The following is a 24,048-nucleotide window of genomic DNA, read 5'->3' as shown; positions in this document are numbered from 1 at the left end:
TTACGGCGCTTTTTGGGGATCGTCGCAGCTGTTGACTTTTTGGTCAGGCCAATCAATAGTTCCGTGGTTGGACCAATGCGTCTGACTGGAGAAGATGCCTGGCGGAGGGCTGGCATCGTCCAACGGGAGGATCAAAATGAAACTTTCAGCGTTCGCTTACCCGGCGGCGGCAGGCGTCTTTTTGGCCTGCGCCGCTGCCGCCTCGGCGCAGAATGGCGCCGCCACGATCTTCTGTGACGACACCGGCTTCGGCTGCATCACCATGCAGCCCGTGGTCGACCGTTACAACGAGGAGCATCCCGACCTGCCGGTCAAACTGGAAACCGTGAGCTATCAGGCCATCCTGGAGAGCCTGCCTGTCCAGCTCGAATCCGGCGAAGGGCCGGATGGCGCGATCATCACCGATCTCGGGGGCTTGAGCCGCTTCTATCTCGACATCACCCCTTATGTCGACGCGGCGCAGTTCGAGAAGGACTATGGCCAGACCCTTTCATGGCTGCGCGGCAGCGACCCCGACGGCGCGGCGATTTTCGGCATGCCGACCTCGCTGACGGTCAATGGCGCCTATGTCAACAAGACACTGTTCGAGCAGGCCGGCGTTCCCTTGCCGGAGGAAGGCGCAACCTGGGATGACTGGGCGGTCGCCACGACAGAGGTTGCCGAGGCCACCAACACGGATTTTCCGATGGAGATGGACAGGTCGGGCCACCGCTTCGCCAGCTTCGCCATCAGCCAGGGCGCCGAACTTGTCGATGACGAGGGTCGGCCCGTCGTCGATGACGGCCTGCGTAACGCGATCGAGAAATTCAAGGCGTGGCACGAGACCGGCGTGATGCCGATGGATCTCTGGGGGGCCGTCGGCGGCGCGACCCATCGCGAGCTTTTCGCCGACTTCCTCAATGCCAATGTCGTCTTCTATTTCGGCGGCTCATGGAACCTCGGCAAGATGGATGCCGAAGTCGGCGACCTGTTCGACTGGGAGGTCGCACCCGCGCCTTGCGGCCCGTCCTCCTGCACAGTGATGCCGGGCGGCGGCGCGCTGGTGGCGTTCAAACACACCGAACACCCGGAAGCCATGGGCACCTTCATCAACTATCTGTCACAGCCCGAAAACCTCACCGAGGTGATCGCCGCCTCGGTCGAGATCCCGGCCTCCCGCTCGGTCGGCGATGCCGGCGTCGAATATCCGGGCGCTTCGGAGCGCACCCAGGAGGCGCTCGCCACCTTCAGCGCCCAGGTGCCGAAAATGGCCGACGCCGCCTACCGTTTTCAGGGCTGGCGCTACCAGCGCGCAATGATGAACTCGCTGACCACCCGCATCAGCCAGGTGCTCAACGACGAGCTGACGGTTGACGAGGCGCTGGCCCGTATCGAGACGGACGTCAACCTGGCGATCGATGCCGCCCGGGGCAACCAGTAACCGGGCGACCTTCAGGCGGCAGCAGACAGGAGGACGCCCGGCCTTAAGGGCGCCTCCACCACCGAAGGCGGAGGGAGAGACGGATGACAGCAAGCATGCAAGCCGGCCGGATGCTGGCCAATGTCGCGGCCTTGCCCGCCCGGCTGATCGAGCCGGCGATGAGCGGGGTTCAAAAGACAATCGGCATCAAGCGGATGCCGTGGATTTTCCTGATCCCCAACCTGACGGCGGTGCTGCTGTTTGCGCTCCTTCCGGTCTTCATCAATATCTTCTATTCGGTCACCGGCAGTGACAGGCTCTACCCTGTGGATCGGCCCTTCATCGGCATGGCCAATTACGAGACCCTGCTCGATTGCCGGAACTATCTCCAGCCATCGACATGCTCGCGCGACCTGTTCTGGCGCGCCCTCGGCAACAGCCTCGTATTCGTGCCGACGCAGGTGGTGCTGATGATCGGCATTTCCCTGCTGACCGCCATCTGCCTCAACCGGGAGATCAGGGGACGCGGCTTCTTCCGGGGCGTGTTCTTCTTCCCCGTCATGCTGTCGCCGGTCGTTGTTGCGCTGACCTGGCAATGGATCCTGCAGCGCAACGGCGCGCTCAACGGGCTTCTGGAATCCGTGGGCCTCGGCGGCGTCAACTGGCTGGTTCACGCAGACACCGCCTTTGCCTGGGCCGTCGCGGTGACGATCTGGGCCCATATGGGGTTCTACACCATCATTCTTCTCGCAGGCCTGCAGGCGATCCCGCGCGATGTCTACGAGGCCGCGAAGATGGATTCGGCCAGCCACTGGCGGGTGTTCCGGCGCATCACCCTGCCGCTTCTCCTGCCGGTGCTTCTGGTGGTCTTCGTCCTGTGCGTGATCCGCTCTGTGCAGACATTCGACGAACTCTACGTGCTGACCGGCGGCGGTCCCGGCTCCGCCACCATGCTGATGGTCCAGTATATCTACGAGGTCGGCTTTGCCGCCCAGCCGCGCAATTTCGGCCTTGCCGCAGCCGCCTCTCTGCTGCTCGGCCTCGTGCTGCTGCTGTTCACGGCACTGCAACTCAAATTCTCCAGGAGCGCACGTGATGGCTGACCTCGACGACATCCGCATCGCCCGGAACCGGCCGTCGCCAGGTATTCTGGGAACCATCTTCGGCAAACGCGGCGGCAGGAAGGCGGACTGGACCGACTACGTCACCTATGGCTACCTGCTGCTTGGCCTGGTCATCATGTTCGCGCCGGTGCTGTGGCTGGTGATCTCCTCGTTCAAGACGCCGGCCAATCTGCAGGATTTCCCGCCGACGCTGCTGCCGGTGACGACGGAAACGGTCTCCGTCGAAGGCTTCGACGAACCGCTGCCGCTCTACGACGTCAGGACCGAGGACGGCGAGACCATCCGGCTCGCCCAGATCCGGCGCGTCGGGCTCAACGCCCAAGTGATCGATCCGGCCGATCCGGCGGCGGGGCGGCTCGTGATCAAGGTCGCCAATGCCGAGCCGGTGCGCAAGGTCCGTTTCACGATCGACAACTATGTCAATCTTCTGACCACGGCGGGCGCGGACATCTGGCGCTATGTCTACAATTCGCTGTTCATCACGGTCGTCGCCACGGTGATCACGCTGGTGATGAATTCGATGGCGGCCTTCGCGCTGTCGAAATACCGCTTCCGCGGCTCCACGGCGGCCCTGACGGCAATTCTGGCGACGCTGATGATACCGGCCACCGTGGTTCTGGTGCCGGTCTATCTGATCGTTGCCGAGCTCGGCCTTGTCGGCAGTCTTTGGGGCGTGATCCTGCCGACCGTCGCCACCCCCACCGGCGTGTTCCTGCTGCGTCAGTATATGCTCACCATTCCCGACGAACTGCTGGAGGCGGCGCGCATGGACCATGCCAGCGAATGGCGGATTTTCTGGCGCATCATCCTGCCGCTGTCCTCGCCGGCGCTGGCGGTGGTCGCGATCTTCTCGATCCTGTCGCGCTGGAACGACTTCCTGCTGCCGCTGATCGTGCTGAACAACCGGGAATCCTTCACGCTGCAGCTGGCCCTCGCCTCGTTCCAGACGGAATTCGAGATCCGTTACGACCTGCTTCTGGCGATGACGACGCTGACCGCCCTGCCGCTCGCCTTCGCCTTCATCTTCCTGCAGCGCTACATCACCAGCGGCATCGCTTCCACAGGCATAAAATAGGTTCGACATTCATGGCAAAACTGACCCTCGAGAACCTCAACAAGTGTTTCGGCGTTGTCGAAGTCATCCCCGATGTCAACCTGACGATCGACGACGGTGAGTTTGTCGTTTTCGTCGGGCCGTCCGGCTGCGGCAAATCGACATTGCTCCGCATGATCGCCGGGCTGGAGGATGTCACAGGCGGCGATATCCGGATCGACGGCGAAAGCATCGCGCATGTGCCGGCGGCCGACCGCGGCGTGGCGATGGTGTTCCAGTCCTATGCGCTCTACCCGCACATGACGGTGCGTGAAAATCTGAGCTTCGGGCTGGAAAACATCCGCATGCCGAAGGATGAGATCAACCGCCGCGTTGCCATGGCCGCCGGGATGCTGCAGATCGACGCGCTGCTCGACCGCCGGCCCAAGCAGCTTTCCGGCGGCCAGCGCCAGCGCGTGGCCATCGGCAGGGCGATCACCCGCGATCCGAAGATATTCCTGTTCGACGAACCGCTCTCCAATCTCGACGCCGAACTGCGCGTTCATATGCGCCTGGAGATCACCAAACTGCATGAGCGGCTCGGCAACACCATGATCTATGTGACCCACGACCAGATCGAGGCAATGACCATGGCCGACAAGATCGTGGTATTGAGACGCGGCGTTATCGAACAGGTCGGCGCGCCGCTGGAGCTTTACAACAATCCGCGCAACACCTTCGTCGCCGGTTTCATCGGATCGCCGAGGATGAACTTCGTCGAGGGCACGCTCGGCGTGGCGGCCGACGGCGCACTGGTCTTCAACGCCGCGCAATTGCCGCCGCTGAAACTGTCCGACCATGCCGCCAAGTCTGCGACCGGACAGAAGGTAACGCTCGGCATCAGGCCCGAACACCTCGTCACGGTGGATGCCCATGATCTGACCTGGCCGGTGACCGTCTCCGTCTCCGAGCAGCATGGAGCCAACAGCTACCTGCACTGCACGCTGCCGGACGGCGCGCCGGTTCTGATCCATGAGCCGGGACAAAGCGCGCTATCGCGCGGCGATGTCGTCCATGTGCGTCCGAGGGAAGAGCACTGGCATCTCTTCGAGGCCGATGGCCGGAGGATCGATCCGGATTAGAGCGCCGTGCGTCCATTCGGACGCACAAAGGACGCTCTAACCTATTGAATCTACGCGTCCAGGAGAAGCGGACACGCTAGGCACTCTTCCAGGCTGAAAGTGGTGAACAAGCCAATCGAATTGGGTCGCTCAAGCTGAACAGCAGAAGAAGGCGCATCACGGCTTCTTCCAAACCCTCATTGCTTCTTCTCGCCCACCCGTGCGATCATCAGAGGATCATAGCGCGGGGCTTTGATCCGGCGGCGATCCGGTTCCGCTTGCGAAAGCGGTTCGGCCGGTCGCGTTCGGCCTGCCGCCTCGAAGGCAAGCTGGCGATAGATATCCGTGCCGCCCGTCTTCCAGGCGATTTCCTCATCCGTCAGAGGACGGATCACGCGCGCCGGATTGCCATGGGCGAGCATGCCTTCGGGCACGACAAAGCCCTGCCTGACAAGGGCCATCGCCCCGATGATGGCATTCTTCCCGATCACCGCCTCGTCCATGACCACGGCATTCATGCCGACCATGGCATTCTCGCCGACGCGGCAGCCATGCAGCACCGCGCCGTGGCCGACATGGCCATAGCGTTCAACCACCACATCGCGATCGGGAAAGGAATGGCAGACGCAGGTCTCCTGGATGTTGGAGCCCTCATGCATCTCGATCCGGCCGAAATCGCCGCGCAGCACCGCGCCCGCCCCAACGAAGCATTGCGGGCCGATGATGACATCGCCGATCAGCACCGCATCCGGGTGGACATAGGCGCCCTGATCGACAACCGGCACGATATCGTCATAGGCGTAGACAGCCATGGCTCAGCCCGCCATTCCTGAAAGCGTTTCGGCAGCAAGCGGCCAGGTCTTTGCAACCATGGTCAAGACGTCATATTGCGCGACGATCTCGTCCTTCTGGTTGGTGACGCGGCAGTCCCAGCGCACCTCGCCATGGCCGGCGTTTTCCCGCGGATTGATCGCCTTGCAGGTCAGTCGAACTTTAAGCGTATCGCCGAAATAGACCGGGGTGAGGAAACGCAGATCGTCGACGCCGTAATTGGCAAGAACCGGGCCCGGATCGGGATCGACGAACAGGCCGGCCGCGAACGAGGCGATCAGATAGCCATGGGCCACCCGGTCCTCGAAGAAGGGATTGGCCTTCGCCGCATCGCTGTCCATGTGGGCGTAGAACGTATCGCCGGTGAAGGCGGCAAAATGCTCGACATCCTCGCGGGTGATCGTGCGGGTCTCCGTCACGATCTGGTCGCCGATCTTCAGCTCTTCCAGCGACTTGCGGAAGGGATGTTTGCCGCTCCGGCTTTCCGCGCCATCGACCCATTCGCCGGTGATCGCCGTCAGCATGTCGGGCGTGCCCTGCACGGCGGTGCGCTGCATGAAGTGCTTCACCCCGCGCATGCCGCCCATTTCCTCGCCGCCGCCGGCGCGGCCCGGGCGGCCATGGACGAGCGGCGCGAGCGGCGAGCCATGACTGGTGGAACTCTTCGCCGAGCCGCGATTGCCGATCATGACGCGGCCGTGATGGGCGGCAAGGCCGGTGACAATCTCGGCGGCAATCGCGCCGTCATTGGTAAACAGCGAGGAGACCAGCGAGCCCTTGCCGCGCTCGGCAAGCGCCACCGCTTCTTCGGCCTCATCATAGGCCATCACGGTTGCGACCGGCCCGAAGGCTTCAACATCGTGCACGGCCTTTGCCTCGAACGGATTGGCACAGCGGAGAAGCACAGGACTCATGAAAGCGCCCTTTTCCGCATCGCCCGAAACCAGCGTCACTTTTTCAGGGTCGCCATGGACGATCTCGCCATCTCCGAGAAGGGCCGCGATCTTCTCGCGCACGCCGTCACGATCCGACAGCGAGACCAGCGCGCCCATGCGGGCATTCTCATCGTCCGGCAGGCCGATCGCCGTCTTGGCAAGCCGCGCGGACAGCGCCTCGACCACCGCCTGTTCATGAGCGCGCGGCACGATGATACGGCGGATGGCGGTGCATTTCTGCCCGGCCTTGGACGTCATCTCATTGGCCGCCTCGCGGATGAAGAGATCGAATTCCGGCGTGCCCGGTCCGGCATCTTCGCCGAGGATCGCGGCGTTCAGACTGTCGGCCTCCATGTTGAAGCGCACGGCGTTTTCGACGATCGCCTTTCCGGTCTTCAGCTTGCGCCCGGTCGTTGCCGATCCGGTGAAGGTGACGACGTCCTGGCCGGTGACATGATCCAGCATGTCGCCCGCGCTGCCGCAGACAAGCTGCAGCGCGCCATCCGGCAGGAACTCGGTTTCGATGATGGCGCGGGTGACAAGCTCGGTCAGATAGGCCGTCTGAGAGGCAGGCTTGACGAGGCACGGCATGCCGGCAATCAGCGCCGGCGCGATCTTCTCCAGCATGCCCCATACGGGGAAGTTGAACGCGTTGATGTGGATCGCGACGCCCTTCATCGGCGTCAGGATATGGCGGCCGGCAAAGCTGCCATCCTTCGACAGCGGCTCGACATCGCCCTCGCTCAACACTTTCGCGTTCGGCAGTTCGCGCCGCGCCTTTGAGGCGAAGGTCAAAAGCGTGCCGATGCCGCCCTCGATATCCACCCAGCCATCGCGCCGCGTGGCGCCGGTCCAGCTATTTTCGACGTAGAATTCCTGCCTGCGCTCCATCAGCGCCGTGCCGATCGCCTTCAGCATCAGCGCGCGCTCGTGGATGGTGATCGCCCGCAGCGCGCTTCCGCCCTTTTCGCGGCCATAGGCAAGCGCATCGGCGAAATTCAGTCCGTCCGAGCCGATGAGCGCAATGGTTTTTCCGGTAGCGGCATGGGCAAGCGGTTTTCCCGCCCCCGAGCCCGTCTGCCAGGCGCCGAGCACATAGCTCTCAAGGCGGCGTGCGGCCGTCTCAGTCATGGGGATATCCTTCCTCGTCGGTCCTGCCGTCCGTCTGATCGGCGACAGGACCTCAAATGTTGAGAGATGCGACAATCAGGCCGCAACCGGCGTCTTCAGCCCGCAGTCTTCGAGCACGCTTTCGGCATCCGCCCGCCAGCGGTTCCTCAGCGCCTCGTTTTCACTATGGCGCAGACCGAAGCGCGAAAGCCGGGCGAAGCGTTCGGAGACTGCCGGACCGAAGGTTTCGGCAACGCGGGGATGCCAATAAGCAACGGCCGCCTCTGCTGCACTGCGGCCTTCTTCGGTGGCGACAAGCTTGCGCAATCCCTCGAGTCCAAGCTCCATATGCCGCTTCTCGCGCGGCAGGACAGAGCGGATCACCTCGGCATAGGGCGTGTAGGAGGCATGGGTCATTTCCTCGAGCTGGATGACGGTGGCAAGCCCCATCAGCACGTTCATCACCACCGCGTCCGTCCAGTCCTCGAAGGGATAGTGGAAGACGGAAAGCCGCATGTCGCCGCCCATCCGGCGCGGGTCGACCACGGCATCGCGGGAAAGTCGCGCCGCCCAGCTATGGGCGCGATTGTAAAGCGCCGTATCGGTTCCGAAATCGCCCATCAGGGTGAGCACGCGCTCGGCATGGTCGGCCTTTTCCAGCACGATCCGGCTTGCGGCGATGCGTTCGGCAATACCGGGCGCCCAGTTGATGGCGGCGGCAAAACCGGCCGAACCGGCAAGCTCGCTGTCGACGAAGGAGGACATCATCCGCATCAGTTCCGCGCGGTAGAGCGGCGGCGCATTGTCCGGCGAGGAAAGCTTGCCGCCTTCGGCCAGATAATCGGCAATCGACATGTCACTCGTCATAGCTGATCACCACCTTTTCCGAGAGTGGCAGGCACTGGCAGGAGAGCACGTAGCCGGCCCGCACCTCGTAATCCTCCAGCGCGTGATTGCTGATCATCTCGACTTCGCCCTCGACCACCTTGGCCCGGCAGGTCGAGCAGATGCCGCCCTTGCAGGAGTATGGCGCGTCGATATCGTGGGCGAGCGCGGCATCGAGCACCGCCGTGCCGTCGCGCGGCATGGTGAAGGAGCGCGTCGTGCCGTCGAGCGTCAGGTGAATTTCCACGCTCTCGCCGGCGGTCGCTAGAGTTTTGGAAACCACTTTCTGCTTCGCGCGACCGGGCTGGGAGGAGGCGAACAGTTCGAACTTGATCTGCTCGTCCTTCATGCCGTGCTTCTTCAGCGACGCCGCAATGGTCAGCATCATCGGCTCCGGCCCGCAGATGAAGGCGGTGTCGACGGCGGGAAGATCGATCCACAGATTGAAGAAGGCTTCGAGTTTTTCCGCATCAATACGGCCGGTGAAGAGGTCGATCTCCTGGCTGTCGCTCTCCAGAACATGGATGACGGAAAGCCGGCCGAGATAGGTGTTCTTCAGGTCTTCCAGCTCCTCGCGGAACATGATCGACTTGATCTGGCGGTTGGCATAGACCAGCGTGAAGCGCGATTGCGGCTCGCGCGCCAACACCGTCTTGACGATCGAAAGCAGCGGCGTGATGCCGGAACCGCCGGCAAAGCCGAGATAGTCCTTGCTCACCTCGGCGTTTAGCGGCGTGAAGAACTTGCCCATGGGCGGCATCGCTTCGATGACGTCGCCGGGCTTCAGCTCTTCATTGGCGAAGGTGGAAAAGGCGCCGCCCTCCACGCGCTTGACGCCGACCTTGAGGCAGCCCTCGTCGAGCCCCGCGCAGATCGAGTAGGACCGGCGCACCTCCTCGCCGTCGAAGAGGCGGCGGAAGGTCAGATATTGACCCTGGGTAAAGCCGAAGGCGCCCGCATCCTCGTCGCGGGGCTTCAGCGTGAGCACCACCGCATCGCTCGTTTCGCGGCGGACATCAGTCACTTCCAGCGGATGAAACCGTGCCATCTGATCACTCCTCCTCAGATACACTTGAAATAATCGAACGGCTCCAGACAATCCTTGCAGCGATAGGACGCCTTGCAGGGGGTCGAGCCGAACTGGGAAACGCGCTCCGTATTGCCCGAGCCGCAGCGCGGACAGGCAATGACGAGATTTGAGTGGCCGGAAAGCCTCGCCGCGCGGGCGACAAGCCGGCCATCGGCGGCCGTGCCGTCGATCGGCGGCGCGATGCCGTATTCGCGCAGCTTTTCCCGCGCTTCCGCCGACAGGAAATCCGTGGTCCAGGGCGGGGAAAGCTGCTGCTCGATCCGGAAATCCTCGACGCCCTTCTCCAGAAGCTTGGCCTCGATCTCCAGATTGATCAGCGACACGGCCGGGCAGCCGGAATAGGTGGGCGTGACGGTGACGACCAGTGTGTCGCCATCATGGCCGACCTTGCGCACGATACCGAGCTCGGTGATCGAGATCACCGGGATTTCGGGATCGGGCACTTCGGAAAGCCAGGCCATCACCTCTTCCGGCGAGGGCAGAACGGCGGTTGCAGCACTCACCATTCCGCTCCCGGATAGGCGCGCTGCAGGAATTGCAGCTCGGCCAGGATGAAGCCCAGATGCTCCGTATGACGCCCGGTCTTGCCGCCGGTATGGGCATAGCCCTCTTCCGGCTTCTTCAGCGTCGCTTCGGAGAAGACGGAAGCGAGCGTCCGGTCCCATTCGGCCTTCAGCGCATCAGGCGCCGGCGCAATGCCGGCGTCCGCTACCTGCCGGTCGATATCATCGGTGATGAACATCTCGCCGGTATAGGGCCAGAGATAATCGAGCGCGTCCTGCATGCGCCGATGGCTTTCCTCGGTGCCATCGCCAAGGCGGATCACCAGATCGGCGGAACGCTCGAAATGATAGGCCGCTTCCTTGACTGCCTTGGCCGCAATCTCGGCCACGCGCGGGCTCTTCGAACCCGTCAGCCGTTTCAGCAGCGCGAAATGCCAGGCATCAAACAGGAACTGGCGCATCACGGTGACGCCCATGTCGCCCTTCGGCAGTTCGGTGATCAGCAGGTTGCGGAACTGCGCGGCATCGCGCAGATAGGCGAGATTATCAGCGCTGCGGCCCTCGCCTTCCACCTCGCCGGCAAGCCCCAGCCACATCTGCGTGTGGCCGATGAGATCGAGCGCGGTATTGGCAAAGGCGATATCTTCCTCGAGCACCGGCGCATGGCCGCACCATTCCGAAACCCGGTGGCCAAGCACCAGCGTGCTGTCTCCGAGGCGACAGAGCCATTCGAAAAAGGCCGGGCGCAGAGCCTCGTCGCCAATGAAAGGGTCGGGCGTCGTCGACACCGGCATCGGCGTGACATTGCCCGTATGCTGAGCGGTCGCCGTCATCACATATGCCCCACTTCTTCGGGGATGTCGAAGAAGGTCGGATGACGATAGGCCTTGCTCTCGGCGGGGTCGAAGAGCGGACCCTTTTCCGACGGCGAGGATGCGGTGATATCGTTCGACTTCACCACCCAGATCGACACGCCTTCCTTGCGGCGGGTGTAGACGTCGCGGGCATGGCGGATCGCCATTTCCGCATCGGGCGCGTGCAGGCTGCCGACATGGCGGTGGTTCAGACCGTGTTGACCCCGGATGAAGACTTCGTAGAGCGGCCATTCCTTGGACATGTTTTCCTCCCTTGAGAAACGCTGTGCGCTTATTCTGCGGCTGCGACCGGCGCCTTGGCGCGTCGTGCTTCCTTTTCGCCGTGGGCGGCAAGCCCGTCGCGGAACCATTCGCCGTCATCCCAGGCCTTGCGGCGGGCTTCGATGCGTTCGCGGTTGCACGGACCATTGCCCTTGATCACCTCGAAGAATTCCGACCAGTCCGGCTCGGAGAAGTCGTAACCGCCCTTCTCCTCGTTCCAGGCAAGGTTTTCGTCCGGGATCGACAGGCCGAGATATTTCGCCTGCGGCACCGTCTGGTCGACGAATTTCTGGCGCAACTCGTCATTGGTGTTGATCTTGATCTTCCACGCCATCGACTGGGCCGAATGGACGCTGTCCTTGTCGGAGGGTCCGAACATCATCAGCGAGGGATACCAGAAGCGGTTAAGCGCATCCTGCGCCATTTCCTTCTGCTCCGGCGTGCCGAAGGCCATCTTCATCATGATCGAATAGCCCTGCCGCTGGTGGAAGCTCTCTTCCTTGCAGATGCGGATCATCGCCCGCGAATAGGGTCCGAAAGAGGTGCGCTGCAGCGGCACCTGGTTCATGATCGCGGCCCCATCGACCAGCCAGCCGACCGCCCCCATGTCCGCCCAGTTGAGCGTCGGGTAGTTGAAGATGGATGAATATTTCATCCGCCCGTCATGCAGCTTTTCCATCAGGTCGTCGCGCGAGACGCCAAGCGTTTCGGCGGCCGAATAGAGGTAAAGCCCGTGGCCGGCCTCGTCCTGGACTTTTGCCAGCAGAATCGCCTTGCGCTCCAGCGAGGGCGCGCGGGTGATCCAGTTGCCTTCCGGCAGCTGGCCGACGATTTCCGAATGGGCATGCTGGCCGATCTGGCGCACCAGCGTCTTGCGATAGCCCTCCGGCATCCAGTCCTTCGGCTCGATCTTTTCGCCGCGGTCGATGCGGTCCTGGAAGGCCAGTTCCTCCGGCGACATCTCTTCGCGGGATTTCATGCCTTCCGATTTTACCATCTGTGCATACATGGCTCTCAAGGCCTCCTTGGTCAGATCCGTTCGATAATCATGGCGATGCCCTGGCCGACGCCGACGCACATGGTGCAAAGGGCGTAGCGTCCGCCGGTGCGGTGAAGCTGGTTTGCGGCCGTCAGCACCAGGCGGGCGCCGGACATGCCAAGCGGATGGCCGATGGCGATCGCGCCGCCATTGGCGTTCACATGGGCCGCATCATCGGGAAGCCCGAGTTCACGCAGCACCGCAAGGCTTTGCGCGGCAAAGGCTTCGTTGAGCTCGATCACGTCCATATCGGCAAGCGAAAGACCGGCAAGCTTCAGCACCTTGCGGGTCGCCGGAACAGGGCCGATGCCCATGACCCGGGGCGGAACGCCGGCGGCGGCCATGGCAACAATGCGCGCCTTCGGCACCAGACCGTTTGCCGATGCAGCCTCTTCCGAAGCGATGAGCAGCCCGGCAGCACCGTCATTGACGCCAGACGCATTGCCGGCGGTCACCGAAAGCTCCGGCGCGTTGACGCCCTTCAGCTTGGCGAGAACCTCAGCGGTGGTGCCGGGGCGCGGATGCTCGTCGGTATCGACGACAAGCGGATCACCCTTCTTCTGGGGAATGGTGACCGGCACGATTTCGTCGGCATAGATGCCTTGATCCTGCGCCGCTTTCCAGCGCGCCTGGCTCATGGCCGCGAACCGGTCCTGATCCTCGCGCGCGATGTTGTAGTCTGCGGCAACATTGTCAGCGGTTTCCGGCATGGAGTGGGTGCCGAACGCGCTGTGAAACTTCCTGTTCTTGAAGCGCCAGCCGATGGTGGTGTCGTAGATTTCGGCCTTGCGGGAAAAGGCCGTCTCGGCCTTGCCCATGACGAAGGGGGCGCGGCTCATGCTTTCCACGCCGCCGGCTATCATCAGGGAGCCATCGCCTGCGCGGATCGTGCGCGCGGCAAGGCCGATCGCATCCATGCCGGAACCGCAGAGCCGGTTGACCGTGGTGCCCGGCACGCCTTCCGGCAGACCGGAGAGAAGCACCGCCATGCGCGCCACGTTGCGATTGTCCTCGCCCGCCTGATTGGCGCAGCCGAGAATGACGTCGTCGACGCTTTCCCAGTCGACCTTGCCATTGCGCTCCTGAAGCGCTGACAGCGGCACGGCGGCCAGATCATCGGCGCGCACGGCAGACAGCGCGCCGCCATAGCGGCCCACAGGCGTGCGGATTCCATCGCAGATAAAGGCTTGCGCCATGAAATGCTCCTCCTTCGGCGGCATCAGCCGCAGCAAAACCCTTGCCCGAATGTCGGCGGTTTGAGCCGCGTTCGCCGGGCATCCGGCCGGGAACCCTCAATTCGCCGACCGATCGGTCACTTATATAGCGCATAAAACATCACACAAAAAGGCATTTGTTGTATTTATCGTGATGTTTTGTGTCGAACGGCGAATAAATGTCTGATTCGCTTGCGTTTAAATTGGTGGCTTTCGGGCCCGATGCGCACCTTTGTCACCAACTTCGCGAAACCGATCTGCTTCGGCCAGACAGCATGAACCGGCGCGATGTCGGGGCGCGCCCTGCGACCAAATAGCGCTTTGGTTGCATTAAAACTTGACCAAAAAAATCACCTTAATGTAAAGTTCCTACCTGCCGTTTATAAAAGGAGCTCTTCATGAAGACCGTCATGCCGCTCGGCATCGCCTCCCTCATCCTGGCCGGAGCAAGCGTTGCCCATGCCGACCCGATCGAAATCACCGACCAGGCCGGCCGCGCGGTTGTTCTGGAAAAGCCCGCCGAGCGCGTTGCCTCGATCCCGATGCCCATGGCCTCGACGCTGATCGCGATCGATGGCGGCGTTGAAAAGCAGGTCGGCATGAACCCGGTTGCCAAACAGGCCGTGCTCGACGGCATTCTCGGCAAGATTTATCCGGAAGCCAGGGACATCCCCTCCGATATCACCGCGCCGAACTTCATCCCGAATGTCGAGGAACTGGCAGCCACCAACCCCGATCTCGTCATCCAATGGGCCGATCGCGGCAATGACCTTGTCGATCCGATCACCAATGCCGGCCTGACGACCATGCTGATTTCCTACGGCACGGAAGAAAAGGCGCGCGAATACATGACCATGTCGGCCGTTGCCATGGGCCGTGACGACCGCATCGGCCCGCTGATCGAATGGCGCGAAGAGGTTGCCCGCGATATCGCCGACAAGGCCGCTTCCATTGACGACGCCGACAAGCCGAAAGTGCTTTATCTTCTGCGGGCCCAGGAAACCCTGAAGGCATCGGGCGCGAAGAACAATTACAATAGCTGGTATATCGAGTTGACCGGCGGCAAGAGCGCCTCGGCCGATCTTGAGGCTAATGGCGTCACCATCAACCCCGAGCAGATTGCCGCCTGGAACCCGGATGTGATCCTGCTCAACAATTTCGAAAGCGGGATTTCGCCCGAGCGCATCTATGAGGACCCGATCCTGTCGCTCACCAATGCGGCGCAGAACCACAAGGTCTATCGCATGCCGCTCGGCGGCTATCGCTGGGACCCGCCGAACACGGAAAGCCCGCTGACCTGGATGTGGCTCGCCGAGCTCCTGCACCCCGATGTCTTCGACTATGACCTGCGCGCCGAGATGAAGGACGCCTACGCCAAGATCTACGACTACGATCTGACCGAAGAGGACATTGACGGCATTTTGTGGACCGACCTCAATGAGGGCGCGGCCAATTACGATCAGTTCAAGGCCAAGTCATGAGCGATGTGACAGCCGGCGCCCGCCTTCACGGCGGGTCCGGCGCCTTGCGGGCGGGCGTCTTCCTCGGCCTTTTTGCCGCACTTTTCGCAGCCCTGATCTTTGCCATCGGCGCAGGGCGGTTTTCCGTCTCGCCCGGCCGCATTGCCGAGATCATTCTCGCCTGGATCGCAGCGCCGACCGCGCCGCTTGAGACCATCGACCAGCGGATCGTGCTTCTGGTGCGCATGCCGCGCGTGCTGATCGCCGCCGTTTCCGGCGCGGCGCTTGCCGTTGGCGGCGCTGCCCTTCAGGGCGTCTTCCGCAATCCGCTGGTCTCCCAACAGGTGCTCGGCATCAGCCAGGGGGCGGCCTTTGGCGGCGCGCTTGCCATTCTGCTCGGCTATGCCGAGGCCACGCTTCTCGGTCTCGCCTTCATCTTCGGCCTTGCGGCCCTCGTCATCGTCGGCCTCCTGGCGCGCATCAACGGGCGCACCGAGATCGTCACCGTCATCCTCTCCGGCATGGTGGTCGGCGCGCTTTTTTCCGCGCTTGTCTCGGTGGTGCAGTTCGTCGCCGATCCCAACACCTCGCTGCCCGCGATCGTCTACTGGCTGATGGGCTCGTTTTCGACCGCCACCTGGGCGCGCTTCTGGCTCGGGCTCCCTGGCCTTGCCATCGGCATCGTCGCCGTGTGGCTCTTCCGCTACCGGCTCAATCTTCTGGCGCTGGAAGATACCGAGGCGCGTTCGCTTGGCGTCAATCCGGACCGCGAGCGCTGGTTCATCTTCATCGCCACGGCGCTGATGACGGCGACCTCGGTGGCAATCGCCGGCATTATCGGCTGGATCGGTCTCGTCATTCCGCACGCCGCGCGCATCCTGGTGGGCGAGGATCACCGCGTTCTGATCCCGGCCTCGGCCATTCTGGGGGCCGCCTATCTCACCTTCGTCGATACGCTGGCGCGCACGCTGACCTCTGCGGAAATCCCGCTCGGCGTGCTGACGGCGCTGATCGGCGCGCCTGTTTTCGGCCTGCTCCTGCGCCGGCACTTCTCGAAAGCAAACCAGCCATGATCGGACTTGAAAATGCCAGCGTCGCCTTCGGTCACAATATCATCTTCCGCGATGTGAGCTTCAAGGTTCCCGTCGGACGCACCATGGCGATCCTCGGGCCGAACGGGCGCGGCAAGACCACGCTTCTGCGCGCGCTGCTCGGCTTCCAGCCGCTGAGGACAGGACGGCGCACCGCGCCGAAGATCGCCGGCTACGTGCCGCAGCACGGGGCGTCACAGGCCAAGCTTTCCGGCCTCGATGTCGTGGTCATGGGCCATGCCGCGCAGATCGGGCTTTTCGGCCAGCCGGGAAAGGACGATGTCGAAGCGGCGGAGCACGCGCTTGAAATCGTCGGCGCCACACATCTTGCCGGCCATCGCTATGACCGCATGTCGGGCGGCCAGCGGCAGATGATCCTGATTGCCCGGGCGCTCGCCACCGGCTCGCCCGCGCTTGTCTTCGACGAGCCGACCTCGGCGCTCGATCTCGGCAACCAGTCGAAGACGCTCGACCTTCTGAACATGCTGCGCGAACGGCGCGACAAGGCGATCCTGTTCACCACGCACGACCCGAACCACGCCCTGGCAGCCGCCGATGACGTGCTGATGATGATGCCGGGCGGGCACGAGGTGAACGGCACGGTGGAGGAGATGATCGTGCCCGAGGCTTTGGCAAGGCTTTACGGCGTCGATATGCGCTGGGTGGATATGACAGGACCGGAAAACGGCGTCCGCAAGGCCGTGATACCGGCTTTTGCCGGAAGGGAGTTCCGATGAGCGTTCTTTATGTCAAATCGGCCTATGAGGGGCCGTCGGCAACCTTTCGCGACGCGGAAGCCGAAGGCGTCGTGACCATCGTCGATCAGTTCGATCTCGCTGCGGAGCATCTGGCCAGCCATGACGGCCTGATCACCGGCAACCAGCTTGACCAGAACGCCATGCTCGGCCTGAAGGCGGCGCTCGCCGCGTTTCTCGATCGGGGCGGCCGCTGGTTCTTCAATGGCCACATGCTGCGCCCGCTGGTCGATGGCATGGCGCAATATCGGCCGATTGCCGAACCGAAACGGCCTGATTTCGATCTCTCGGCCGTCAACGCCCATCCGATCTTTGACGGAACCGACCTGAAAAAGCTCGAAACCAACAAGGGTGTGGCCGGGTTTTACGGACGCGGATGCAACCCGCCGCCGGACGGCGCCGTCATCGTCAACGGACTCGGGCCGGATGCCGTGCCGGTCGACTGGGTCTGGGCGCGGCCCGAGGGCGGACGCATCTTCAGCCATGCGGGCAATGATCTTGCCACGATGGGGCGCGAATGGGACCTGCCGGCAACGCTTGCCGCCCGCATCATCGCCTGGGCCGATGGCGGCGATTGCATTGATCCGGCGACGGCGACGCGACCCGGAAACGGCTTTCGCAAGCGATTGGGGGATGCGGAGGACTATCCGGGTTTCCGGTCCACGCCTGAACGGGAAAAGCGCCTCGTCCTGCCCTCATCGGGCTGCTATTACCAGATCCGCAGCCTCGAAGGCCCGCGCTATGGCGACCTGTTCGACGTGATCACGAGCCCGGAAGCGCTTGGCGAGACCTTGCAGCCGGATGATACGCTCTGGGTGCCCTGCCGCACGCCGGCGCAGCGGATGATCGCGCAGCGGCCCGTCATCGACCGGCATCTGGCTGCCGGCGGCACGGTGGTCGCGCTCGGCGAGAGCCTCTCGCATCTGTGGCTGCCGAATGTCGCCTTCACCCGGACGCCGACGAACTGGTGGTGGTGGCTGGAGCCGGGTGCGGATCTCGGGGTCACGATTGCAGATCCCGCCCACCCGCTGATGGCGGGGATGAGCGACCGCGACGTGACCTGGCACCTGCACGGCTTTTTCGAACCACCGGAAGGAGCCGAAGTTCTTGCGCGCGACGGCGAGGGCCACGCAATCTTCTACATCGACGCGGTTTCGACGCCCGGACGGATGATCATCTCCTCGCTGGACCCAATGTTCCACCACGGCTCTCATTTCATGCCGGCGACGACGCGTTTTCTCGACCGGTTCATTCCCAATCTGAAGGGTTTTCTCGATGCATGACACGCTCACGGTCCGCGAAGGCGGCCGCGACCTCACCTTTTCCTTCAACGATATCATGGCCTATCACGGCGGCGGTTTTCCGGGCGGCGTGGTCCATGGCCTCAAAGCCATGCAGGCGGCCTTTCCGTTGCTCGATGACGCCCCGCTTGAGCGCCGCGAAATCTCCGTGCTCACCGCCTTTACCGGCCCCGGCGGACGCGATGCGCTGGAAATGGTGACGCGGGCGCTGACGGAAAACCGGCTCGCCGTCTTCCGCCCGCTCGGCGGCAAGGATGTGATCACCGATCCGCCGGGGCCTTACCTGTTCCGCTTTTCCTATCGCGGAAAGCTGGCCGAAGCCGTCATCAAGCCCGGTCATGTGCTGGAGGAATTCGTGCGGCTCGGCGGCAAGAAGGACAAGACGGCCGAGGAGACCGAACGCCATGAAGCGCTGAAGCGCGAAATGGCCGATCGGCTCTTGCCGCTGCCAGCAGGCGAAATTTACGCAGTGCGGCTGATCGGCTGAACACGGCATCGACGGGCTTTCCGCTGATGCCCGCGCAAGGATCCGATTTCCTTTGTCAAAAGGCCCCGTTGACGGCCGCCGGGGCAGGCAGATCGGTTGACGGTGGCTCGGAGAAAATCCGGATCGTCCTTCCCCGCATCGTGTCCATGGGCAGTTCGGGCGCATCAGCGGCGGGGATCATGCCGGGCGAAAATCCCTCCGCCTCGAAGCGTTCGACAAGGCCTGCATCGCGACTGATGACGTGGACGGGCACGGCGCGCGAGGCATCCGGCCCGGTGACGAGCGGCGCGGGCTGGTGATCGCCAAGCACGATGAAGACCGCGTCCTCGCCGAAGCGGGCGATATAATCGCCGATCGTCTGCAGCGCGTAATCGATGGTCCGGATATATTGACGCCGAACCCGGTCGCGGTCGGACCAGACCACCGCCGGCGGATCGCCGCTTGTCGCCTGCCGGTCGAAGACGCTGCCATCGCCGACATCGGCCCAGTCGATCAGTTCGGGCACCGGCGTCCAGGGGGCGTGGCTGGAGATCAGCGCGATCTCGGCCATCACAGGCCGCTCGTCGTCGACATGGCGCACCAACCCGTCGAAGGCCGAGAGCGTATACTGGTCGGGCATGGTCACCCAGTTGAACGGCTTGCCCCGATAACCGAGATCGTCCGAGGCGAAGATCGTGTCATAGCCGTAGTAAGCGCTCTCCGGCCAGTCCATGGTGATGGCCGGCATGATGGCGGCGGTGCGCCAGCCGGCCTCGCGGAAAAGCCGGTTCAGGCTCTTGCGCTCGCTCATCATCAGCCGGTCATAGCGGGCCTGGTTGTCGACCCAGAGCCCCGAAAGGAACGTGCCGTGGGCAAGCCAGCTGAGCCCGCCCATGGTCGGCGACACGCTCCAGCCGCTGGCCACGGCAAAACCGGCCTCGCTCAGTTCCTCCTCGACCGCCTCGAGACGCGGGCCGATCAGCGGCGCATAGCGCGGGTCTTCGACCGCGCTTCGGCCGTAGGATTCGATGAAGACGAGCACGATATCGCGGCCCTCGACCGCCCGGAAGAGCGTCTCGCTGTCCGCCAGGCCGTCGTTTTCGGAAAGCATCCGGTCGAAGTCCCGCATGTCGCGCATCGCCGTTGCGACCGCCTCGACGCGCGCAACGACATAGGCGGAGCCGCCCGCATCGGCATAGGACCGCGTTCCGGTCGCCGCACCCGCGCCCCACAACGCGAGCCCCGCGGCGAGAACGCCGGCAAAGGCAAAAGCCATGGCGCGCGCCGCCTTGCCGGAAAGACGCGCCAGCGCGCGGGCGGAAAGGAAGAACACTGCCAGCACGGCAAGGAAGGCGGCCACCGCGCCGACAACCGCCAGTGACGCGGCGAGAGGGCCGACCGCGCCGGAGAACACGTTCCAGCCATCGGCAAAGATCCTGACGTCGAGATAGGGGTTGAAGCGACGCTGAAAGGCTGACTGCACGCCGATATCGCCAAGGCGCAGGAACAGCACGAGCCCAAGCAGGACAGTGCAAAGAGCGGCAAGAAAGAGCGCGATGCGGCGCGGCAAAAGTACCAACGCCAGCGCAAGGAACGGGATCTCCACCGGCAGATGCAGGAAGGCCCGAGGCGAAAAGGCGTGCGGATGATCCGGCAGGTTGAGCACGAAAAGGGCGATGAGCGAAAAGACGAACGCCGCGCCGATCGTCCGCGCGGAAAGGTTCTGCTTGCAAGCCGGTTGCTCAGCCATCATGACTCCACCTTCCGCTCGTCCGGAAACCGCGTGCAATCGAAAGGAGCGGCTGTTGTCCGCATATGGCGTCCTTGCTGTGATCTTCTGTCTGGCGATCATCGCCGGGCTGGTGGTCGCTGTCGACCCCGCCGACGTCGCGGCGGCCTTCGAGAATGTCACCGCCGCCCCGCTCGCGGCCGCTCTCGTCATCGTGCAGTTGCAGGTCGTCCTTTCGGCGTTGCGCTGGCGGTTTACGGCCGCAAGGCTCGGCCACCCTATTTCCGTGCCCCTTGCCATCGGCGAGTATTATATCGCCAGTTTCGTCAATCAGGTTCTGCCGGGCGGCATGGCCGGCGATGCGGTGCGCGCCTATCGTTCGCGCACTGAGGAGGGCTGGAAACGGCCGGCCGCGGCGATCGTGCTCGAGCGGCTTTCGGGACAGCTCGCCTTTTTCCTTGTCGCCGGCGCCGGCCTGTTCGCCTGGCCGCTGCTTCTTTCGGAGAGCCTGCCGCCCGGCTTCTACAGGCTCGTTCTCATCTGCGCGGGCTTTCTGACGCTTGCCGTCGGTCTCGGCCTCGTCATCGCCCGCAGCAGGCTTCTGGCACGGTTTCAAACGCTCAAACCCGACCTTGCCGCCGTCTTCTGGCAGCGCGGCGCGGCCGGCATCCAGTTCGGCCTCAGCATGCTGACGGTTCTGTCCTATATCGCCGTCTTCATGATCGCGGCTGATGCTACCGGCGCGCCCCTTCCGCCGGTTGCCGCCGTCACGGTCATCCCGCTTTGCCTGATGACGATGCTGATTCCGGCGGGCGCCGGCGGCTGGGGCACGCGGGAGGCGGCGGCGGCCGCCCTCTGGCCGCTGTTCGGGCTGACAAGCGCCGAGGGGCTTTCGGCCAGCCTTCTCTACGGCCTCATCTCGCTTTTCGGCGTTGCCCCGCAGGGATTGGTCCTGCTGGCGGTCACGCTCCGGCACCGCCGCGCTCATGGAGAGAGATGACGCCGGCGGGCCAGATCGATGACATCCACGCCGAAGGAATAGACGATCAGCCCGAGAGCGATCGCCGCAACCACCGTTGAGGCCGGCGGCGCGACAATGGGCAGCAGGATGACGCAAAGCGCCGCCACCTGCACCACGCAGATCAGCTTGCGCCGGAAGGATGGCGGGAGCGGCGCGTTGAGGAAAGGCAGGAAGGCCTGCCCGAGCACGAAGCCGTACCGCATCAATCCGATCAGCAGCACCCACCAGCCGGCCTTGCCGATGAGAAGGGCGGCAAGGCTCAGAAGCAGGATCAGGAAGGCGTCCACCTCCATGTCGAAGCGCGTTCCAAGCGGGGAGATCAGCCCGGTGCGTCGGGCGAAATACCCGTCGACCCCGTCCATGGCGAGCGCGATGGCGACGATCGCGACAAGGGCCACGGGGTCCGACGCGCCCGCGCCGAAAAGGACGGCAGATCCGAAGAAGCTGACCATGGCCGCGCGGATCGCGGTGATGATGTTGGCAGGACCGAAACGAAGGTGTCCATGGCCGGGCAATGCCCGGATCACAAGGGCGAACATCGCAAGAAGCGCCAGGGATGCAACGACCACGCTCGCGGCCCCGGTCTCAAGCCACGCGGCAAACCCGACATAGGCCGCAAGCGCAACGAAGTAGACCGGCGCCAGCGCGGCGAGCGCGTTCTTCAGCAGGCTTTGTCTGTACCAGGAGGGCGCCTGCCCTTCCGCCAGCCGGAAATCGCGCAGATGCCCTCTCCTGGAGGTCGGCGGTTCGAGCGTGCTCATATCGTCCTATTCCGCCGCAATCAGGCTTTCGAGTTCCAGCGTGTGGCCGGCTCTCAGCGTCTTGGTCCGAAGATAATTGACATTGTCGGCGGTGACCGTTCCGGTGACGCGGACATGGCCCGATACGTCGATGCCGTTTGCGCGCAATCCGTCAATCTTGGTCGGATTGTTGGTGTGCAGGATGACGCTGGGAATGCCGAGCAGGCGCAGCATGGAGGCGGCCGCCTCGTAACGCCGGTGATCGCTTCCAAGGCCGAGTTCCGCATCGGCGTCGATCGTGTCCAGGCCCTGATGCTGATAGCCATAGGCGCGCATCTTGGCGCCGATGCCGGTGCCGCGGCCTTCCTGATCGAGATAGACCAGAACCCCGCCGCCGGCGGCTTTCAACTGTTTCAATCCGTTGCGAAGCTGGTCGCCGCAGTCGCATTTGAGCGAGCCGGAAAGGTCGCCGGTGATACAGGAGGAATGGATGCGCACCGGCACCGGCGCGCCGAGATCCGGTTTGCCGACGATGATCGCGATCTGGTCCTTTTGCGCCAGCCCGCCGCGGAAGACGGCAAAGTCCGCATCGCCGATGTCCTTCAGCGGCACCCGCGTGCGCACAACCTGCTGGAAATTCTGCCGGGCGGCATCGCTTTGTCTCAGGGTTTCAAGTCCAATGCCCTGGCAGGCGGAAAACCGGCCGTCTTCCGGCCCGATCTCGCCGGTCACCATGGCCGGCAGCAGGAGCGCCAGCCGCGCCAGTTCCTGCGCGGCCGCCGAAAGAGGATCGGCCGGGGACCAGACGACGGGTTTTGCCCCGGAAAGCGCATAGGCAAGCCTCGAGGCCTCATCGAAGCCGACACCGGCAAGCGGCACGGCAATGCCGTCTTTCGCGCTTATGCCGATCCGTTCGGCGCGCTCGCCCGTCAGAACCAGGCTGTGGCGATCATCCATGGCGCGGGCAAACTGGTCGAACACAGCCGGCGCCACGCAATCGAGCGCCAGCGCGGCGATCCGCTTGTTGCCGTCACGCATGATCACCGGTCGTCCGAAACGCAGTTCCGCGACGGCCCGCTCCACCTCGGCCTCAGGGGAAAGCGTCGTGAAGTCGAAACCTGGATCGTGCGTCATTCTTGTCTCCTCCAAGGGCGCCGTGCCGCAATCGACAGGCGGCAGCGGGCACCCGGAAAATGCGTTGCGTCTGATGCAAAGAACGTATTTTCTTCCCAAGTGGTTCAGTCTGTTGCACAAAAAACAGAAAATGAAGCGCACATTCGCGTGATCCGGAACAAAGAACGCGCCGTTGACGTCTTCGAATGAACGACAACCGCTTGCTCCAGGGAGGGGTCATTGTCAAAAAAAGAACGGCGTCTTGAGGCAACGGCCCTTTGGTTTCCCGAGGCCGGACACGCCGCCCTGCGATGCGAAACGCTGAAAAGCCCGGGCAGGGACGAAGCGCTTGTCGAGACGCTTTTCACCGGGATCAGCCGGGGCACCGAAAACCTCGTCTTTCACGGCAAGGTGCCGGAAAGCGAGCGGGAGCGCATGCGCGGCCCCAATATGGCGGGCGATTTTACCTTTCCGGTGAAATACGGCTATTCCGCCGTCGGCAGGGTCGCCGAGGGCCCGGGCGATCTTTCCGGCCGGCTTGTCTTCTGCCTTCATCCCCACCAGGACCGGTTCGTTGCGCCCGCCGCCATGCTTTCCGCCCTGCCCGAGGACCTGCCGCCGGAACGCGCGATTCTCGCAGCCAATATGGAAACCGCGCTGAACATCGTCTGGGACGCCGGCATCCAGCCGGGCGATATCGTTGCCGTTTATGGAGCCGGCACCGTCGGCTCGCTGGTGGCGTTCCTGGCTTCGTCCATTCCGGCGACCGAGACGACGCTGATCGATCCCAACGGGAAACGGGCCGCGCTTGCAGAAAAGCTTGGCCTAGCCTTCTCGTCAGGCGATCACGCAGGCCCTTTCGATGTCGCCGTCAATGCCTCGGGGTCGGACAAGGCGCTTGCTGCGGCCGTCGCGGCAGCCGGACAGGAAGCGCGGATCGTCGAGGCAAGCT

General features: G+C 63.7%; 23 protein-coding genes. 11 read left to right on the top strand and 12 right to left on the bottom strand.

Annotated features, from left to right (window positions below; all coding sequences use genetic code 11):
- The first annotated feature begins 136 nt into the window (after nt 1-136).
- The 4 genes from AC5DC2_RS00660 (at nt 137) to AC5DC2_RS00645 (ending at nt 4,698) form a co-directional block, all read left to right on the top strand.
- On the top strand, nt 137-1,420 hold the full coding sequence (locus tag AC5DC2_RS00660; RefSeq protein ID WP_491697118.1) for an ABC transporter substrate-binding protein: 1,284 nt from the start codon (nt 137-139) through the stop codon (nt 1,418-1,420).
- Between the two features lie 83 nt (nt 1,421-1,503).
- Nucleotides 1,504-2,502 carry a carbohydrate ABC transporter permease gene (locus AC5DC2_RS00655; RefSeq protein WP_245308949.1) on the top strand — a complete coding sequence of 333 codons (999 nt, stop codon included), beginning with the start codon at nt 1,504-1,506 and terminating at the stop codon, nt 2,500-2,502.
- A complete protein-coding gene (locus AC5DC2_RS00650) occupies nt 2,495-3,598 on the top strand; it encodes a carbohydrate ABC transporter permease (RefSeq protein WP_491697117.1) in 1,104 nt (367 codons plus the stop codon). Before AC5DC2_RS00655 ends, AC5DC2_RS00650 begins: the two co-directional genes overlap by 8 nt.
- A gap of 11 nt (nt 3,599-3,609) precedes the next feature.
- Entirely contained in the window at nt 3,610-4,698 is a 1,089-nt protein-coding gene (locus AC5DC2_RS00645) for an ABC transporter ATP-binding protein (protein ID WP_024708719.1), read from the top strand.
- A gap of 176 nt (nt 4,699-4,874) precedes the next feature.
- On the opposite strand, the gene AC5DC2_RS00640 is transcribed toward AC5DC2_RS00645, so the two are convergent.
- The 9 genes from AC5DC2_RS00640 to pcaF all read right to left on the bottom strand — a co-directional run bounded on the left by AC5DC2_RS00640 (nt 4,875) and on the right by pcaF (nt 13,402).
- Entirely contained in the window at nt 4,875-5,489 is a 615-nt protein-coding gene (locus AC5DC2_RS00640; protein ID WP_491697116.1) for an acyltransferase, read from the bottom strand.
- Nucleotides 5,490-5,492: 3 nt separating this feature from the next.
- Nucleotides 5,493-7,574: a phenylacetic acid degradation bifunctional protein PaaZ gene (gene paaZ, locus AC5DC2_RS00635; RefSeq protein ID WP_491697115.1), complete on the bottom strand. Its 2,082-nt coding sequence runs from the start codon at nt 7,572-7,574 to the stop codon at nt 5,493-5,495.
- 75 nt (nt 7,575-7,649) lie between these two features.
- Nucleotides 7,650-8,420 carry a Phenylacetic acid catabolic protein gene (locus AC5DC2_RS00630; RefSeq protein ID WP_024708716.1) on the bottom strand — a complete coding sequence of 257 codons (771 nt, stop codon included), beginning with the start codon at nt 8,418-8,420 and terminating at the stop codon, nt 7,650-7,652.
- Nucleotides 8,410-9,486 (bottom strand): 1,2-phenylacetyl-CoA epoxidase subunit PaaE, encoded by a 1,077-nt coding sequence (paaE, locus tag AC5DC2_RS00625; protein WP_491697114.1) that lies wholly within the window; start codon nt 9,484-9,486, stop codon nt 8,410-8,412. The genes AC5DC2_RS00630 and paaE overlap by 11 nt, the downstream gene beginning before the upstream one ends.
- Nucleotides 9,487-9,500: 14 nt before the next feature.
- Nucleotides 9,501-9,989 carry a 1,2-phenylacetyl-CoA epoxidase subunit PaaD gene (paaD, locus tag AC5DC2_RS00620; protein WP_491697136.1) on the bottom strand — a complete coding sequence of 163 codons (489 nt, stop codon included), beginning with the start codon at nt 9,987-9,989 and terminating at the stop codon, nt 9,501-9,503.
- Between the two features lie 38 nt (nt 9,990-10,027).
- On the bottom strand, nt 10,028-10,825 hold the full coding sequence (paaC, locus tag AC5DC2_RS00615) for a 1,2-phenylacetyl-CoA epoxidase subunit PaaC (RefSeq protein WP_491697135.1): 798 nt from the start codon (nt 10,823-10,825) through the stop codon (nt 10,028-10,030).
- A gap of 38 nt (nt 10,826-10,863) precedes the next feature.
- Complete coding sequence (gene paaB, locus AC5DC2_RS00610; protein WP_024708712.1) at nt 10,864-11,148, bottom strand: 1,2-phenylacetyl-CoA epoxidase subunit PaaB; 285 nt, start codon at nt 11,146-11,148, stop codon at nt 10,864-10,866.
- Between the two features lie 29 nt (nt 11,149-11,177).
- Entirely contained in the window at nt 11,178-12,176 is a 999-nt protein-coding gene (paaA, locus tag AC5DC2_RS00605; protein WP_491697113.1) for a 1,2-phenylacetyl-CoA epoxidase subunit PaaA, read from the bottom strand.
- A gap of 20 nt (nt 12,177-12,196) precedes the next feature.
- On the bottom strand, nt 12,197-13,402 hold the full coding sequence (pcaF, locus tag AC5DC2_RS00600) for a 3-oxoadipyl-CoA thiolase (protein WP_491697112.1): 1,206 nt from the start codon (nt 13,400-13,402) through the stop codon (nt 12,197-12,199).
- 416 nt (nt 13,403-13,818) lie between these two features.
- On the opposite strand from pcaF, the gene AC5DC2_RS00595 reads away from it, so the two are divergent.
- From AC5DC2_RS00595 to AC5DC2_RS00575, 5 genes are read left to right on the top strand one after another with little or no spacing between them, the layout of a single operon-like run.
- The gene (locus tag AC5DC2_RS00595) at nt 13,819-14,901 is read left to right on the top strand and encodes an ABC transporter substrate-binding protein (protein ID WP_491697111.1); all 1,083 of its coding nucleotides are present in this window, start codon (nt 13,819-13,821) and stop codon (nt 14,899-14,901) included.
- Nucleotides 14,898-15,953: a FecCD family ABC transporter permease gene (locus AC5DC2_RS00590; protein ID WP_491697110.1), complete on the top strand. Its 1,056-nt coding sequence runs from the start codon at nt 14,898-14,900 to the stop codon at nt 15,951-15,953. Before AC5DC2_RS00595 ends, AC5DC2_RS00590 begins: the two co-directional genes overlap by 4 nt.
- Nucleotides 15,950-16,708 (top strand): ABC transporter ATP-binding protein, encoded by a 759-nt coding sequence (locus AC5DC2_RS00585; protein WP_491697109.1) that lies wholly within the window; start codon nt 15,950-15,952, stop codon nt 16,706-16,708. The genes AC5DC2_RS00590 and AC5DC2_RS00585 overlap by 4 nt, the downstream gene beginning before the upstream one ends.
- Nucleotides 16,705-18,009 carry a hypothetical protein gene (locus AC5DC2_RS00580; RefSeq protein ID WP_491697108.1) on the top strand — a complete coding sequence of 435 codons (1,305 nt, stop codon included), beginning with the start codon at nt 16,705-16,707 and terminating at the stop codon, nt 18,007-18,009. Before AC5DC2_RS00585 ends, AC5DC2_RS00580 begins: the two co-directional genes overlap by 4 nt.
- A complete protein-coding gene (locus tag AC5DC2_RS00575; protein ID WP_491697107.1) occupies nt 18,002-18,514 on the top strand; it encodes a hypothetical protein in 513 nt (170 codons plus the stop codon). The genes AC5DC2_RS00580 and AC5DC2_RS00575 overlap by 8 nt, the downstream gene beginning before the upstream one ends.
- Nucleotides 18,515-18,569: 55 nt before the next feature.
- Here the strand turns inward: AC5DC2_RS00575 and AC5DC2_RS00570 are convergent, their stop codons facing one another.
- Nucleotides 18,570-20,246 carry a sulfatase-like hydrolase/transferase gene (locus tag AC5DC2_RS00570; protein ID WP_491697106.1) on the bottom strand — a complete coding sequence of 559 codons (1,677 nt, stop codon included), beginning with the start codon at nt 20,244-20,246 and terminating at the stop codon, nt 18,570-18,572.
- Nucleotides 20,247-20,298: 52 nt separating this feature from the next.
- Between AC5DC2_RS00570 and AC5DC2_RS00565 the strand changes: the two genes are divergently transcribed.
- Nucleotides 20,299-21,222 (top strand): lysylphosphatidylglycerol synthase transmembrane domain-containing protein, encoded by a 924-nt coding sequence (locus tag AC5DC2_RS00565; protein ID WP_491697105.1) that lies wholly within the window; start codon nt 20,299-20,301, stop codon nt 21,220-21,222.
- On the opposite strand, the gene AC5DC2_RS00560 is transcribed toward AC5DC2_RS00565, so the two are convergent.
- Entirely contained in the window at nt 21,207-22,004 is a 798-nt protein-coding gene (locus tag AC5DC2_RS00560; protein ID WP_491697104.1) for a CDP-alcohol phosphatidyltransferase family protein, read from the bottom strand. The genes AC5DC2_RS00565 and AC5DC2_RS00560 overlap by 16 nt on opposite strands.
- Before the next feature lie 6 nt (nt 22,005-22,010).
- On the bottom strand, nt 22,011-23,117 hold the full coding sequence (gene ribA, locus AC5DC2_RS00555; protein ID WP_491697103.1) for a GTP cyclohydrolase II RibA: 1,107 nt from the start codon (nt 23,115-23,117) through the stop codon (nt 22,011-22,013).
- A 219-nt stretch (nt 23,118-23,336) separates the two neighbouring features.
- On the opposite strand from ribA, the gene AC5DC2_RS00550 reads away from it, so the two are divergent.
- The coding region (locus tag AC5DC2_RS00550; RefSeq protein WP_491697102.1) for a zinc-dependent alcohol dehydrogenase at nt 23,337-24,048 on the top strand (712 nt) is incomplete at its 3' end.

It is taken from the genome of Martelella sp., assembly GCF_984369615.1.
This window is presented reverse-complemented; position numbering and strand designations above follow the sequence as displayed.